Source organism: Mesorhizobium sp. M8A.F.Ca.ET.202.01.1.1, from assembly GCF_004791595.1.
Classification (GTDB): Bacteria; Pseudomonadota; Alphaproteobacteria; order Rhizobiales; family Rhizobiaceae; genus Mesorhizobium.
On record NZ_SRUN01000020.1, the window covers coordinates 21,247 to 35,849 of the forward strand.

The window sequence follows — 14,603 nt, forward strand, 5'->3', positions numbered from 1 at the left end:
TGTGGATATTCGCGCGAGGAGCGCTTTCGTTACCTGTCCAAAATCGCGTCGACGAGGGCTGGCTTCGACACAAAAGTCGTTTAATTACAAAATCGCGAAAGATTCTTGCGCCACACTGATCATCGAGAACCCTAATGCCCCTCAAGGCCGACCTTGACGCCATCGACTGGAAGATCCTGCGCGAGCTTCAGTCGGACGGGCGCATGACCAATGTCGAGCTCTCGAACCGCGTCGGCATTTCGGCCCCGCCCTGTCTGCGCCGGGTCAAGCGGCTGGAGGAAGCCGGTATCATCCGTGGCTACCGCGCGCTGCTCAACGCCCCGGCGCTCGGCCTCGATGTCGTCGCCTTTTGCCTGGTCGGGCTGCATCACCAGGCTGATGCTGAACTTCGCATCTTCGCCGACCGCACGCGCGGCTGGCCGATCGTGCGCGATGCCTGGATGGTGTCGGGCGAGTCCGATTTCCTGCTGCATTGCGTGGCAAGCGACCTCGGCAGCTTCCAGACCTTCGTCATCGAGGAACTGACCTCGACGCCGAACGTCGACACGGTACGCACCGCGCTCACCATTCGTCGCGTCAAGGATGAGGGTTTGGTGTCGTTCGAGCGACCCTGAGGCCAGGCGACGCCCGCGCGATAGGCGAATTCCTGACCTTCGCCACACCGGCGCCGCGTTGGTATTCGAAAGACGTTGATATACAAGGCTGAACGGCTCTGCCGGACTTCACTGCTTGACTGGGCGCTTGACTGGTTTCTCAAGCCATTCCAGAAAAAATGTGTAACGGTTTTCCGCCCGGGATTGCTTGAGAACAGATGGCGCGAGCAGCGTGAAATCCGGGAGAATCCGCATGGGAAGGGGACCATGACCCGTTTTGCAAGCCCGGTCTCGGCGCTCATCATCTGCGTGAACGAGGCCGACATGATCGGCCCGTGCCTGGAAAGCATCGATTTCTGCGCCGAGATCATCATCGTCGATTCCGGCTCGACGGACGGCACCGTCGAATGCGTGAAAAGCTATATCACCAAGGGCTATCCGATAACGCTGCTGCACAATGACTGGCCGGGGTTCCCCCGCCAGCGGCAGTTCGCGCTCGACCATGCCAACCAGCCGTGGTGCCTTTCGATCGACCCGGACGAGCGTGTCGACGACCGGCTGCGGCAGTCGATCGTGGCCATCACCCAGGCGGCCGGCGGCAAGGCCAGCGGATGGTACATGCGCCGCCGCGACTGGCTGAAGGGCTACGGCTATGCCCATCGCTGGGTCCTGCACAACAGGCTGCTCAGGCTTTTCCGCAGGGAAGGCGCCGCCATGGATCTCACGGCGCGGGTGCATGAATCCGTTCGCGTGCCGGGCGAGACCGACACGATCGAGGACGGTGTCTTGCTGCATCGCCGTGAAATATCGGTCGAGGAGGATCTTGCCCGGGCCAACGCCTATTCCAGCCTCAAGGCGGTGACGCTGGTCGAGAAAGGCAAGAAGCCCGGCCTGGCGCGGCTGGTGCTGTCACCGTTCGGCAACTTCCTGAAATTCTACCTGGCCAAGCGCTACTTCCTGTGCGGCCGCCACGGCTTCGTCTACTCGATGTCGGTGATGATCTATTCCTTCGCCACCGAGGCCAAGCTCTACGAAGCCTCGCAGCGCGACGATAAGGCCTAGGCCGACAGGCCGCGGTCCCGACCGAGCGTCTCCACGGCGGCGAGCAGACCGCCGAGATCGCGGTCGTCATGCAAGCGCCTGATGGCGAAGCCAGGCTGAAGTGCCGCCGCCTCACCGTCAACCAGCCAGCCCTGCGCCAGATCAGCGCGTTGGCCCGCCTGCATGTCGGCCAGCTTGTCGCCGACCATCAGGGAGCGCCGGAGATCGAGATCAAGGCGCCTGCCCGCCTCGATCAGCATGCCCGGATTGGGCTTGCGCATCGGATGATCGGCAACAGCGAGAGGCCCGATACCCGCCTCGTGATAGGCGCAGGCCAGCACCATGTCGACGAACACACCCTCTCTGTCCAGCAACTCGAGCACGCGGGCGTTCACCCTGGCGAAAATGTCCCAGCCGAAATAGCCGCGCGCGATGCCGGACTGGTTGGTGACGACGATCACCGGTATCCCCCTCCGGTTGGCGGCGGCGATCGCCGGCAGCATCCGGGGCCTGAGCTCGATCTCGGCCGGATCGCTGGGATAGTCGGTGTCGACATTGATGGTGCCGTCGCGGTCGAGAAACAGCGCCGGCAGGTGTGCCGGGAAAACCCGGCCGCCGATCCGTTCCACCCACAAGCCCGGTTCGGTCAGCGGGTGCGGCGTCCCGATCCTGTCAGCCATTCGACAGGCGCGCTTCGACCACCTCGCACAGATAGTGATAGAGGCACAGATGCCCCTGCTGGATGATCGGCGTCGAGGTCGACGGTACGTTGAGCAGGATGTCGGTGAGCGGCTTGAGCTTGCCGCCGGTATCCCCGGTCAGGCTGATGACTGTCATGTCCATCATCCGCGCCTGTTCGGCGGCGGCAAGGATGCTCGGCGAATTGCCGCTTGTCGAGATCGCCAGAAGCACGCCGCCCGCAGCGCCATGTGCCTCGACCTGGCGCGAAAACACCGTATCGAAGCCGTAGTCATTGCCCCAGGCGGTCAGCATCCCGGCATTGGCCGGCAGCGCAATCACATTGTAGGCCTTGCGCTCCTTCAGGAAGCGGCCGACCAGTTCGGTGGCGATATGGATGGCGTCGCTGGCCGAGCCGCCATTGCCGCAGACCAGCAAAGCCTTTCCGGAGGAAAGCGCCGACACGACGGCACTCGCCGCACGTTCCATCTCGCTGCTCAGGTCGCGCTCGACCGTGGCAGTGATGGCGGCCGCCGAGCGGACCAGATAGTCGTTCAATTCGGACATGAGATCCCTCAGTTGGTGGCGCCGCCGGCGCGCAATTTGCCGATCGTGCCGGTGGTGCTCTTGCCGGCGACGAGGTCGACCAGCACGACGCGGCCGCCCGCCTTCTGCACCACATCGGCGCCGACCACGGTGTCGATCGTGTAGTCGGCGCCCTTGACCAGTATGTCGGGCAGAAGCGCTTCGATCAGTGCCAGCGGCGTATCCTCCTCGAACACCACCACGGCATCGACTGAAGCGAGCGCGGCGAGCACGCAGGCGCGGTCATGCTGGTCGTTGACCGGGCGGCCCGGCCCTTTCAGCCGCCGCACGGAAGCATCGCTGTTGAGGCCGAGCACCAGCCGGTCGCACTGGCTGCGCGCCGCGTGCAGCAGGCTGACATGGCCGGCATGCAGGATGTCGAAGCAGCCATTGGTGAAGCCGACGCTCAGCCCCTCCGCCTTCCATGCCGCCACCATGCGCGCGGCCGAGGCGGCGTCCAGGATGGCGTCCTTGTGGGCGGTCGGTCCGTGCGAGCGGAAGAGCGCGCCGGTGAGTTCCTCGACGCTCAGCCGCGCGGTGCCGCGCTTGCCGACCACGACGCCGCCGGCGGCGTTGGCGATGGAGGCCGCGGCGACGGGGTCGGCGCCGGCGGCAAGCGCCAGCGCGAAGGTCGCGATCACCGTATCGCCGGCGCCCGAGACGTCGAACACCTCGCGCGCCTGGGTGGCGATGTGGCGCGCCTCCTCGGGGCCGACCACGCTCATGCCCTTTTCGCTGCGCGTGGCGACGACGAAGTCGAAGCCGTGCGCCGAAATCAGCTCGCGTGCTGCCGCCACGATCTCGTCATCGGCGAACACCGCATGGCCGACGGCCTCGCCGAGCTCCTTGCGGTTGGGGGTGATGGCGGTCGCGCCGGCATAGCGCGCATAGTCGCGGCCCTTCGGGTCGACCAGCACCGGCTTGCCCGCCTCCCGGCAGATGGCGATCAGTTCGGCGGCGACGCCATCCAGCAATATGCCCTTGCCGTAATCGGACAGGATGACGATGTCCGCCTGTTGCAGCGCGTCCCGGAAACGGCGGATCAGCTCCGCCCGTTCCGCCTCGCCGAGCGGCCTGATCTCTTCTTCGTCGAAGCGCAGCACCTGCTGGTTGAGCGCGCTGAAGCGGCTCTTCGACGAGGTCATGCGGCCGCGCTGCTGTGAAAGGCCCACTGTCTCGGCGCCAAGCTCGCCCAGCATCCGCGCCAGACTGTCGCCGGCGGGATCAGTGCCGATCACGGAGACCGGAATGGCGCGCGCGCCAAGCGAGACGATGTTGGCCACGACATTGCCGGCGCCACCCATGGCCGAGCTTTCGCCTCGCCCGTGCAGCACCGGGATCGGCGCTTCCGGCGAAATCCGCTCGATGACGCCATTGACGAAGCGGTCGAGGATGAAGTCGCCGACCACCAGCACGGCGATGTCGCCGAAGCGCGCGATGGCGCGGTGCAGGGGTTCGGGAGAAGGCGGATTGTGCTTGATCATGTCATCTGCCACGCGCGGGAAACGCCGATCTCAGATAGGTCGAAACACCAGATTTGCGAGGCCGGTCGGTCATGCCTGCCGATATACCGCAATTCGGCGCAGCGCAACGCCGGGGCGGAGGCAAACCCGGACAGGTCAGGTTTTCTGCAGGGCGACGTGGACGCCGAGCCCGACCAGCACCGCACCACCGGCCCGCTGCATCAGCCGCTGCGCCCGGCTCGAACGCCGCAGCCGGCCGATCACCATTCCGGCCAGGAAGACGCAGACGATGTCGGCCGAGGAGAACATCAGGTTGACGATGGTGCCCAGCACGACGAATTGCAGCCAGACCGGGAAGGCCGCGGAGGCGTCGATGAACTGCGGCAGGAACGCCATGAAGAAGATCGCGGTCTTGGGATTGAGCACCTCGACGGTGATGCTCTCGAAAAACGCCCGGCGCGCCGATTTGCGCTCGATCGCCGGCAGCGCCACGTCGCCCTCCACGCGCTTGCGAAACAGCGAGATGCCGAGCCAGACAAGGTAAAGCGCGCCGACCAGCTTGACCGCCATGTAGAGCGGCGGCACGGCATGGAACAGCACCGACAGGCCGGCGGCGGCGGCAAAGACATGGACATAGCCGCCGAGATGAATGCCGAGTGCCGCCGTCAGCCCCGACCAGCGCCCGCGCGCCATGGTCTGCGCGGCGGCGTAGAGCATGGCCGGACCCGGAATATAGGCGAAGATCGCCGTGGTGGCGAAAAACGCGATCAGCAGTTCGGTCGACGGCATTTTTTGTTCCTTTGTCGTTGGGTCTATGACAGGCAGCGCTTACTAACTTCAGTCCTTCGTCTCCGTTTTGGCGATACCACAAATGTTGGGTGTCTTCGAATTCGACCTATGACCTTTTTCTGGCGTTGGCGCTGCCCCTCACCTGCCTGCCGGCATCCTCTCCCCGTATAGAGACGGGGAGAGGGACGCTGTCATCGATGGTTTCGCCAATTTTCAACGTTGCAAGAGAAGGCGGCGAGGTTGCGTCCAGTTTCTTCTCCCCGTCACTATACGGGGAGAAGGTGCCGGCAGGCGGATGAGGGGCGGCGCTGCCCTGACGTGATTGTCAGCAAGAAGCCTATGGCGACTCGCTAGACAGCAGCTTTGGGCCTAATCACGGATCCTGCTTTGTCGACAGCCCGGCCAGCCTCCCTTATAAGGACCGGAATCGCACGCAACCAGAGGCCTTCATGATCATCGTCACGGGCGGCGCCGGCATGATCGGCTCCAACATCGTCGCCGCGCTCAATGCGGAAGGCCATGACGACATCCTGGTCGTCGACGACCTCACCGATGGCCACAAGATCGCCAACCTGGCCGATTTGGCGATAGCCGACTATCTCGACAAGGACGACTTCCTGGCCCGCATGGAAGCCGGCTCGCTCGGCCGCATCGAGGCAGTCTTTCATCAGGGGGCTTGCTCGACCACCACCGAATGGAACGGCAAGTTCATGATGGACGTGAACTACGCCTATTCGAAACAGCTGCTGCATGCCTGCCAGGCGCTGCGCGTGCCCTTTCTCTACGCCTCCTCGGCTTCGGTCTATGGCGGCGGATCCGAATTTCGTGAGGAGCCGGCGTTTGAACGGCCACTCAACGTCTATGCCTATTCCAAGAAACTCTTCGACGACTATGTCAGGCGCACCGTGTTCGACAGCGATCATTCGCAGGTCGCGGGGCTGCGCTACTTCAATGTCTATGGCCCGCGCGAGGCGCATAAGGGCGCCATGGCCTCCGTCGCCTTCCATCTGTTCAACCAGGTCGAGCGCGGCGAAAATCCGAAGCTGTTCGGCGCCCATGACGGCTTCGGACCGGGCGAGCAAAGCCGCGATTTCATCCATGTCGGCGATGTCGCCGACGTCAATCTGTGGCTATGGAAGCGTGGCGCGAGCGGCATCTTCAACTGCGGCACCGGCCGCGCCCAGCCGTTCCGCGCCATCGCCGAAACGGTCATCGACACGCTGGGCAAGGGCGAGATCGAGTTCATAGAATTCCCCGACCATCTCAAGGGCAGCTACCAGAGTTTTACCCAGGCTGATATGTCCCGCTTGCGCGCGGCCGGCTATAACGGGCAATTCCGCACAGTAGAAACCGGCGTCAGAGACTATGTCGAATGGCTGAAAGCCCAACGATCCTCGTGATCGGCCCACGCTGGGTGGGCGATATGGTGATGGCGCAGTGCCTGTTCTCGGCGCTGAAGGAGCTCCATCCCAGCGCCGCGATCGATGTGTTGGCGCCCGCCTGGGCGGCACCTCTGGTCAAGCGCATGCCGGAGGTCCGCCAGCAGATCGACTTTCCGCTGACGCCAGGCGCGCTCGAATTCAGCCATCGCCGCCGCTTCGGTCGCCTGCTGCGCGGCCGCTACGACATGGCCTATGTTCTGCCAGGCAGTTGGAAGTCGGCGCTGATCCCGTTCTTTGCCCGCATTCCGCGCCGTTTCGGCAATCTGCGCGAAATGCGCTATGGCCTTTTGACCGACATCGTACCATTGCCCGACGCCGTGAAACGGCGCACCGCGCAGGCCTATTTCGGCCTCGCCCAGGGCGGCAGTTTCCGCGCACCCCGGCTGACCGTAGACGTGAAAAACCAGGCCGCCCTGCTCGACCGCTTCGGTCTGGCGCCGCAAAAATTCGTGGCCCTGATGCCCGGTGCCGAGTTCGGCCCGGCCAAGCGCTGGCCAAGCGAAAGCTATGCCGGCCTTGCCCGCGAGTTCATGGGCAAGGGACTGAAGGCCGCCCTGTTCGGCTCGAAAAACGACCGCGACGTGACGGCCGAAATCGCCGCATTGGCCCCCGGCGTCGTCGACCTCGCCGGCCAGACGCGGCTGGAGGACGCCATCGACCTGATCGCGGCCGCCCGGCTCGCGGTCTCCAACGACAGCGGGCTCATGCATGTCGCGGCCGCCGTCGGCACGCCGATCGTTGCCGTCTACGGCTCGACCTCGCCTGAAAATACGCCGCCACTGGCGGAGCGACGCGAACTGGTCTGGCTCGGCCTGTCCTGCTCGCCTTGCCACCAGAAAATCTGTCCGCTCGGCCACCTCAACTGCCTCAAGACACTGGAAGTCGGGCAGGTCGCCGCGGCGGCGGATCGGCTGCTGGAAGTTCCGGCCGCGGCATGAAGGTGCTGATCGTCAAGACATCGTCGATGGGCGATGTCATCCACACCTTTCCGGCACTCGAGGATGCCTGCCGCGCGCGGCCCGATATCGCTTTCGACTGGTGCGTGGAGGAGGCGTTTGCGGGCATCGTCGCGCTGCATCCGGCGATTGGCACCATCCACACGGTGGCGATACGGCGCTGGCGAAAGAGCCTCTTCGACACAAACACCTGGCGCCAGGCGGCGGCCTTCCGCCGTGCCTTGCGCGCCTGCCGATATGATCTCGTCATCGATGCGCAAGGCCTGCTGAAATCGGCCCTGGTGGCACGCCAGGCGCGTGCGCCGATCGCCGGCTTCGACCGGTCGAGCGCGCGCGAACCCTCGGCGACGCTGTTCTACGACATCCCCTACGCCGTGCCGCGCGGCCTGCACGCCATCGAGCGGACAAGGCGGCTGTTCGGGCTGGCGCTCGGCTACCGGCCCGATCTTTCGACGCTCGACTCCGGCATCGTCGCGCCGATGGGCACGATCGCCGCCATCGACGGAAAAGCGGCCTTCCTGCTGCACGGCACCAGCCGCGAGGACAAGAAATGGCCTGCCAAGGACTGGATCGGAACCGCCCGCCTGCTGGTCGAGCGCGGCATGACGCCAGTCACCACCTGGTCGAACGAACGGGAGAAGGCGGTGGCCGAAGCGATCGCCGAGGCCGTGCCGTCCACGGTGGTGCTGCCCAAATCGCCGCTGGCCGACATCGCAGCCATTCTCGGCCGCTCGACCCTGGTCATCGGCGCCGATACGGGATTGACCCACCTCGCCAGCGCCTTCGGCCTGCCGACGGTGGCGGTATTTTTGGCAACGGAACCGGGTTTGACCGGGCCGCGTGGGCCGTACGCATCGACGCTTCTGGCAGCGCCCGGCACGCGCGTGACGCCGTCGCAGGTGGTGGCGGAAGCGGAACGACTTTTAGAGCTTAGCCGGGCAAATACCCGGAAATACTGACTTTTCGACCGAACGATTGGAAAAGTCAGCGCGGAGCCGCACCCAGCCGACGCCTCTCAGATAAACTGCACCTGGACGATTTCGTACCCGCGTGCGCCACCAGGCGCGTTGACCTCGACCGCGTCGCCGACTTCCTTGCCGATCAGCGCGCGCGCGATCGGCGAGGAGATCGAGATGCGGCCGGACTTCACGTCGGCTTCCTGGTCACCGACGATCTGGTAGGTCTTCTTTTCCTCGGTGTCCTCGTCGACCAGCACCACGGTGGCGCCGAACTTGACCTTGTCGCCGCTGAGCTTGGTGACGTCGATCACCTCGGCGCGCGCGATATAATCCTCGAGTTCGTTGACGCGGCCCTCATTGAGGCTCTGCGCCTCTTTCGCGGCATGGTATTCGGCATTTTCGGACAGGTCGCCATGCGAGCGCGCCTCGGAGATCGCCTCGATGATGCGGGGCCGCTCTTCCTGCTGGCGCCAACGCAGTTCTTCCTTCAATGACGCGAACCCCTCGCCTGTCATCGGGACCTTGTTCATAGTGCCTGACCTTTCCTGCCGCCGCCCCCGCGTTTCGGGGGAAGCCTTGTCGTAGGGTACAAAAAGAAAACGGTCCGGCAGCCTCGGGCTAACGGAACCGTTTCACCGCAATTTCCCTGAATATAGCAATCTTTTGCGGCTTTTCACGCTCAAAAATCGGTTTTGCAAAAATCATCCCTTCTTTTGTCAGCGAAGGTGGCTGTGGAATGGAGCAAACAGAAACGGCCGCGATCGCTCGCGGCCGCTTGGAGAAACCATGGAGCCCGATCAGCTCCTCATGAAATGTTCGATCTGCTCGGACAGCATGCCGTATTCGCGCGAACCCTTGCCGGTGCGCTTTTCGATCTCTGTCAGTTGCTGCTGGGCGCCGGCCAGGTCGCCGATCTGCAGATGTGCCTCGCCGAGATATTCGCGCACCAGCGTGTAATTCGGGTCGATGCGCAGCGCTTCCTCGTAATAGCCCAGGCCGACGGTGACGCGGCCGGAATGGCGGTGCGAGTAGCCGAGATAGTTGAGGATGCGCGGATCCTGCTTGTTGGCGGCCAGAACGAGAACCGAGATCGCCTCGTCGTAGCGGCCGGCCATCGCCAGCGCATGGCCCGCATCATAGATGCTGTCGTCGTCCAGCATGCCTTCCTTGGGCGGCACGCATTTCTGCTTCTTCTTATCCCAGACCTCGCCCTTTTTGCATTGGGTGACAGTCTGGTCGCTGCCACCGCTGCTGCCGGCGGCAAACGCCGGAACGGCGAGGAACTGCAGAGCGACAAGCGCGCTCGCCGCCTGGATAAGCACTCTTTTATGCATGGAAACCTCCTGAGGGCGTGACAATGCCACACTAACGCCGAGCGGTCCGCGTTTCATCCCGGAAAAAAGCCCGCCTGGAGAACATGAGGTGACGGATGCCGCAAATCCGCTATCATCCGGCAAACGACTGACGGAGAGGCCCGTGCAGCGGCGGCTTGAAAAGGACTGGGATCTGACGATCGGACCCGACACCGTGCGGCTGTTCATTCTCAAGGCCAAGGCGCTGAGCGCGGCCGTCAACGAGGACTATGCCGACGGCGCCGAACACGAGGTCGAGTTCGACGGCGACAGGCATGACAACCACCACCATGACGGCCTTGCCGAGGAAAGTTCGGAAAACCTCACCGAGGAAGAGCTGCGCGAGCTGATCAACGACCTCAATATCGACGAGGCCGCCGAGCTGATCGCGCTGGCCTGGGTCGGCCGCGGCGACTACGACGCCTCGGAATGGGCCGAAGCCGTGGCGGCGGCGCGAGAGCGGGCCAACAAACGCACGGCGAAATACCTGCTCGGCATGCCGCTGCTCGCCGACTTGCTGGAAGAGGGACTGGAAGCGATCGGCGCGTAACGCGGAGGTAACCGATTGTGATCGGGTCGAAGCGCCTGTCCAGGCAACTTCAGCCGACCGGCGCCGTTTCCGAGCGATGGCAACGCTGAGCTTTTCCCGATTTTGCACTCTGGCGCTGCTTTTGGCGGCGGCGGTTCTGCTGGTGACGCCGGCCGACGCCAGACATCGTCACAAACACCACGGGCCGCTAAGCCCGCGCGTGGATCAGCCGCTGACACAGCGGGCCGACCAGCCGCTGCGGCCAAGAGGCAAGCGGCAGTCGAGAGCGCGGGTCAGGCAGCATATCGCGCCAAATCCGGCACCGCAAAAAACGCAGGATGCCCAGCCGTCCGCCGATGTTCCGGTGCCCGAGCCACGTCCGACGGACGCTTCAAGGGTGGACGCTCCAAAGACACAGGACCGGAAGACCGAAGGTCCAAAGAGCGGCGGGGCGTCCGATCCGCTCAAGGACGAAGAGTCCCATCAGAAAAGCCAGACACCGCCCGAACCACCAGCCGAAACGGAAAGCGAGCCGGAGCCGCCAGCCGTGGTGCCAACACCGACGCCAAAGCCCGACACCACGACGCCCGAGCCTCAGCCGCCGGCCGTCGCCCCCCAGCCGACGCCAAAACCGACGGATGCGGGCGACGAGGAGAAGATGCTGCCCGATCCGCGCTCGGCCGATCTCCCCGCCGACAAGATGCCGGCTGACGAAGTCGCCTGCCGCGAGCGCCTGAAGACGCTCGGCGTAGAATTCGAGGACCACAAAGCCGAGAGCAATCCCGAAATCGGCTGCTCGATCCCCTACCCGATCGTGCTGATGTCGCTCGGCAAGTCGATCGCGATTGCCCCCGGCACCGAACTCAACTGCCCAATGGCGGAGGCGGCCGCGCGTTTTGCCGCCGACGTCATCCAGCCGGCGGCGAAGGCCGAATTCGGCGCGGACCTGAAATCGATCAGCCAGGCGTCGGCCTTCGTCTGCCGGCCGCGCAACGGCACACGCAAACTGTCGGAACACGCTTTCGGCAACGCGCTCGACATTGCCAGCTTTACGCTGTCCGACGGCAAGACGATCGAGGTTGGCCCGGCGCCGCCGGAAAAGGACGGCAAATTCCTCGACGCCGTGCGCAAGGCCGCCTGCGGGCCGTTCAAGACCGTGCTCGGCCCTGGTGCCGACGCCGATCACGCCTTGCATTTCCATTTTGATCTCGAGCCACGCCGTCACGGCGGTACGTTTTGCCAGTGAGCGGAACCTCCGCCGCATTTCAGCCGCAGGCGTGAACGCGAACGCTGAGCTTTCCTTTACCCTTGATCGTTAAAATGCCGGATATCTGGGAATAGGGATTCCGCCGATGGCCGGCATATTCCGCGCCGCCGCGATGGTCGCGCGCCGATCGAAACCTGCAGTGATAGTCGCCGCCGGCCTTGCATTGGCAGCGGTTTCGGCCTGCAATACCGGCAGCGTGCTGTCGTTGCAGCCCGCCGTCGATGTCGGCTCGCAGACCGCGGCCGTGCCGCAATACACGGGCATGCAGAGGCTTGTCCCGTCCAATCCCTACATGACGCAGGCCGCCTATCCACGCATGGACGAGCCGATGTCGCCGGTGGAGCAGATCCCAGCCAGCGAAACCGATTGCCGCCAGCAGCTGAAACGGCTCGATGTCGCCTACACCGACCTGGCGCCGATCCACGAAGGCCAGTGCGGCATCGACTATCCGGTCAAGGTCACCGCCATCGGAAGCATCCAGATGAAACCCGCGGCGACGCTGACCTGCGACATGGCCGCCACCTTCGCCGCCTGGACGAAGAACGAACTCGTTCCCTCCGCCCGCTGGCGCTATTTCTCCGGCGTCAGGACCATCCACCAGGGCTCGAGCTATTCCTGCCGCAACATTGCCGGCGAAGGCGTGCTGTCCGAGCACGGCAAGGGCAATGCGCTCGACGTCATGAGCATCGAACTCAACAATGGCGACGACATCGACGTGCGCAAGCCCGGCCTGTTCGCCTTCCGCACCCGGGGCTTCCTCAACAATGTGCGCGCCGACGGCTGCCAGTATTTCACCACCGTGCTCGGCCCGGGCTACAATTACGACCACCGCAACCATTTCCACTTCGACATCAAGAACCGCAAGAGCGGTTATCGCGCCTGCCGGTAGAGCACCGCAATCAAGGACGATGGAATTTAGCCGGAGCCGGCACTTCGTCATCCTAGGGTGGAGCAGTCGCGAAGCGACGTCGCGGAGACCCTAGGATCCATGCCGTGACCCCTGAGCAGGTGCGACGGTGAGATGCTATCAGAAGAACGTGTGTCCACTCTCAGGCAGTTCCGCTCATTCTGAACCGCTGTATTCTTCGGCCGTTGTCGTGGCATGGATCCTAGGGTCTGCGCTGCGTCGCTTCGCTCCTTGCTCCGCCCTAGGATGACGAAGGCATGGTGGCAGCAACGAGACAGTGAGTAGATGATCCACGGAAGCCTTCGACGACGCGTAACGATCTGGCTGGTGGCAGGTCTGGCCGCCTATGTGGCGCTCGCCTATGTCGCCGCGCCGGAATTCTGGACATTCCGCGATCGCGGCTTTCGCAACCAGCGCTTCGAAATGGTCACCCACACGCCGCAAGGCATTCCCGGCGACCCGATCAATGTCGGCCTGGTCGGTACGGAGAAGGAGTTGGTGCACGCTTTCGCCGTCGCCGGCTGGGACACCGCCGACGCCGTCACCTTGAGGACCGCCATCGATATCGGCGAGAGTGTCCTGTTTTCCCGCCCCTATCCCGATGCCCCGGTGAGCCGCCTGCTGTTCGAGGGCCGCGCCCAGGAACTCGCTTTCGAAAAGCCGGTCGGCGACAGTGCCGACCGGCGCCACCACATCCGCTTTTGGCGGACGGATACAGTCGGCGACGATGGCAGGCCGCTCTGGCTGGGCGCCGCCAGCTTCGATCGCGGCGTCGGCTTGAGCCACGACACGGGCGCCATCACCCATCATATCGGTCCCGACATCGATGCCGAACGCGACTTTGTGATCGGCGATCTCAATGCCGCCGGCCTGTTGTCCTCGACCAGCGACCTGGCGGGTATCGGCGCCACCAAAACCGGCCGCAATGGCGGCGGCGACCCCTATTTTACCGATGGCAAGGCGATCGTCGGCGTGCTGAAGCAGTTGCAGTGACCACAGGTCAGGCCGTGGCGATGACGATCTTGCCGAACGGCCCCTTCTCCAGATGCTCGAAGGCCCGTGGCACCTCGTCGAAACCAAAGACCTTGTCGATGACCGGCTTGATCGCCAGCGCCTCGATCGCCTGGTTCATCCGCTCGAAGGCGCGGCGGTGGCCGATCGAAATGCCTTGCACGACAATCCGGTTGCGCAGGAAGGGCACGATCGGGAAGCTGAGCTCCATGCCGCCCAGCAGGCCGATGATCGACAGCCGCCCATCGGCGGCCAGTGCGTCGAGCGATCGCCGCGCATTGTCGCCGCCGACCATTTCGAGGATATGATTGACGCCGGCGCCACCCGTCAGTTCCCGCGCCACCTCGTCCCATGCCGGTTTGGCGCGATAGTTGATCACCTGCCAGGCGCCGAGCGTCTTTGCCTGATCGAGCTTGGCGTCGCTGCTTGACGTGACGATGGCGCGCAGGCCGAAGGCGTGGGCGAATTGCAGCGCAAACAGGGAAACGCCACCGGTGCCCTGGATCAGGATGGTCTGGCCGGGCACCGGTCTTGTCGCCTCGGCCATGGCGAACCAGGCCGTCAGCGCCGCGATCGGCAGCGTCGAGGCCTCAGCATCGCTGAGCGACGGCGGCGCCAACACGGCGGCATCCTCATGCAGGACGAGATAGTCGCTCAACGTGCCGGGCAGCGACGACCCCAGCGTGTGCTGGTGCAGCACCGGCGGCGCATCGCCATCCGGCCAGTCGGCAATCACCTGCCCCAGCACGCGCTGGCCGGTCCGGAAACGGCTGACACCGCCGCCGATCGCTACCACTTCGCCGACGGCATCCGAGGTCGGCACGAACGGGAAGGCAAGGTCGGGGATCAGCACGCCATCGACGATCATCCTGTCCTTGTAGTTCAGCGATATGGCCTTGATCCGCACCAGCAGCTCATGCGGCCCGGGCTCGGGGATGCTTGCCTCGGCCAATTCCAGCCTGGGCAGGCCGAAACCGGTCATCCGCCAGGATCTGTTGATGTCGCTCTTCATTGCGTCTGCTCCCGATTGC

16 protein-coding genes are annotated in these 14,603 nt (G+C 64.4%); 9 read left to right on the forward strand and 7 right to left on the reverse strand.

Annotated features, from left to right (window positions below; translation table 11 throughout):
- Nucleotides 1-134 precede the first annotated feature (134 nt).
- Both EN845_RS30915 and EN845_RS30920 read left to right on the forward strand, forming a co-directional pair.
- A complete protein-coding gene (locus EN845_RS30915) occupies nucleotides 135-614 on the forward strand; it encodes an Lrp/AsnC family transcriptional regulator (protein WP_127873463.1) in 480 nt (159 codons plus the stop codon).
- Nucleotides 615-860: 246 nt separating this feature from the next.
- Nucleotides 861-1,655 carry a glycosyltransferase family 2 protein gene (locus EN845_RS30920; protein WP_127873464.1) on the forward strand — a complete coding sequence of 265 codons (795 nt, stop codon included), beginning with the start codon at nucleotides 861-863 and terminating at the stop codon, nucleotides 1,653-1,655.
- On the opposite strand, the gene gmhB is transcribed toward EN845_RS30920, so the two are convergent.
- From gmhB to EN845_RS30940, 4 genes are all read right to left on the reverse strand, one after another.
- Nucleotides 1,652-2,314 carry a D-glycero-beta-D-manno-heptose 1,7-bisphosphate 7-phosphatase gene (gene gmhB / locus EN845_RS30925; RefSeq protein ID WP_127873465.1) on the reverse strand — a complete coding sequence of 221 codons (663 nt, stop codon included), beginning with the start codon at nucleotides 2,312-2,314 and terminating at the stop codon, nucleotides 1,652-1,654. The genes EN845_RS30920 and gmhB overlap by 4 nt on opposite strands.
- Nucleotides 2,307-2,879 (reverse strand): SIS domain-containing protein, encoded by a 573-nt coding sequence (locus EN845_RS30930; RefSeq protein ID WP_127873466.1) that lies wholly within the window; start codon nucleotides 2,877-2,879, stop codon nucleotides 2,307-2,309. The genes gmhB and EN845_RS30930 overlap by 8 nt, the downstream gene beginning before the upstream one ends.
- A gap of 8 nt (nucleotides 2,880-2,887) precedes the next feature.
- Nucleotides 2,888-4,381 carry a D-glycero-beta-D-manno-heptose-7-phosphate kinase gene (gene rfaE1 / locus EN845_RS30935; RefSeq protein WP_127873467.1) on the reverse strand — a complete coding sequence of 498 codons (1,494 nt, stop codon included), beginning with the start codon at nucleotides 4,379-4,381 and terminating at the stop codon, nucleotides 2,888-2,890.
- A gap of 135 nt (nucleotides 4,382-4,516) precedes the next feature.
- The gene (locus tag EN845_RS30940; RefSeq protein ID WP_127873468.1) at nucleotides 4,517-5,149 is read right to left on the reverse strand and encodes a LysE family translocator; all 633 of its coding nucleotides are present in this window, start codon (nucleotides 5,147-5,149) and stop codon (nucleotides 4,517-4,519) included.
- A gap of 449 nt (nucleotides 5,150-5,598) precedes the next feature.
- Here EN845_RS30940 and rfaD point away from each other — a divergent pair, with 449 nt between their 5' ends.
- Genes rfaD through waaC form a run of 3 tightly spaced genes read left to right on the forward strand, consistent with a single transcriptional unit; the run spans nucleotide 5,599 to nucleotide 8,506 of the window.
- On the forward strand, nucleotides 5,599-6,549 hold the full coding sequence (gene rfaD, locus EN845_RS30950; RefSeq protein WP_127873469.1) for an ADP-glyceromanno-heptose 6-epimerase: 951 nt from the start codon (nucleotides 5,599-5,601) through the stop codon (nucleotides 6,547-6,549).
- A complete protein-coding gene (waaF, locus tag EN845_RS30955) occupies nucleotides 6,522-7,529 on the forward strand; it encodes a lipopolysaccharide heptosyltransferase II (protein ID WP_127873470.1) in 1,008 nt (335 codons plus the stop codon). The genes rfaD and waaF overlap by 28 nt, the downstream gene beginning before the upstream one ends.
- On the forward strand, nucleotides 7,526-8,506 hold the full coding sequence (waaC, locus tag EN845_RS30960) for a lipopolysaccharide heptosyltransferase I (protein WP_127873471.1): 981 nt from the start codon (nucleotides 7,526-7,528) through the stop codon (nucleotides 8,504-8,506). Before waaF ends, waaC begins: the two co-directional genes overlap by 4 nt.
- A gap of 56 nt (nucleotides 8,507-8,562) precedes the next feature.
- Here the strand turns inward: waaC and greA are convergent, their stop codons facing one another.
- Together greA and EN845_RS30970 are read right to left on the reverse strand one after the other, a co-directional pair.
- Nucleotides 8,563-9,036: a transcription elongation factor GreA gene (gene greA, locus EN845_RS30965; RefSeq protein WP_127873472.1), complete on the reverse strand. Its 474-nt coding sequence runs from the start codon at nucleotides 9,034-9,036 to the stop codon at nucleotides 8,563-8,565.
- A gap of 267 nt (nucleotides 9,037-9,303) precedes the next feature.
- Entirely contained in the window at nucleotides 9,304-9,840 is a 537-nt protein-coding gene (locus tag EN845_RS30970) for a tetratricopeptide repeat protein (RefSeq protein WP_127873473.1), read from the reverse strand.
- Between the two features lie 142 nt (nucleotides 9,841-9,982).
- Here EN845_RS30970 and EN845_RS30975 point away from each other — a divergent pair, with 142 nt between their 5' ends.
- From EN845_RS30975 to EN845_RS30990, 4 genes are all read left to right on the forward strand, one after another.
- Complete coding sequence (locus tag EN845_RS30975; protein ID WP_127873474.1) at nucleotides 9,983-10,408, forward strand: DUF3775 domain-containing protein; 426 nt, start codon at nucleotides 9,983-9,985, stop codon at nucleotides 10,406-10,408.
- Nucleotides 10,409-10,607: 199 nt separating this feature from the next.
- On the forward strand, nucleotides 10,608-11,633 hold the full coding sequence (locus EN845_RS30980) for an extensin family protein (RefSeq protein WP_167531542.1): 1,026 nt from the start codon (nucleotides 10,608-10,610) through the stop codon (nucleotides 11,631-11,633).
- Nucleotides 11,634-11,739: 106 nt separating this feature from the next.
- Nucleotides 11,740-12,543, forward strand: coding sequence for an extensin family protein (locus EN845_RS30985; protein ID WP_127873476.1), 804 nt, complete (start codon nucleotides 11,740-11,742; stop codon nucleotides 12,541-12,543).
- Nucleotides 12,544-12,846: 303 nt separating this feature from the next.
- Entirely contained in the window at nucleotides 12,847-13,554 is a 708-nt protein-coding gene (locus EN845_RS30990; protein ID WP_127873477.1) for an LssY C-terminal domain-containing protein, read from the forward strand.
- Between the two features lie 7 nt (nucleotides 13,555-13,561).
- Here EN845_RS30990 and EN845_RS30995 read toward each other — a convergent pair whose 3' ends face one another.
- Nucleotides 13,562-14,584, reverse strand: a complete 1,023-nt coding sequence (locus tag EN845_RS30995) for an NAD(P)-dependent alcohol dehydrogenase (RefSeq protein ID WP_127873478.1) — start codon at nucleotides 14,582-14,584, stop codon at nucleotides 13,562-13,564.
- Nucleotides 14,585-14,603 lie beyond the last annotated feature (19 nt).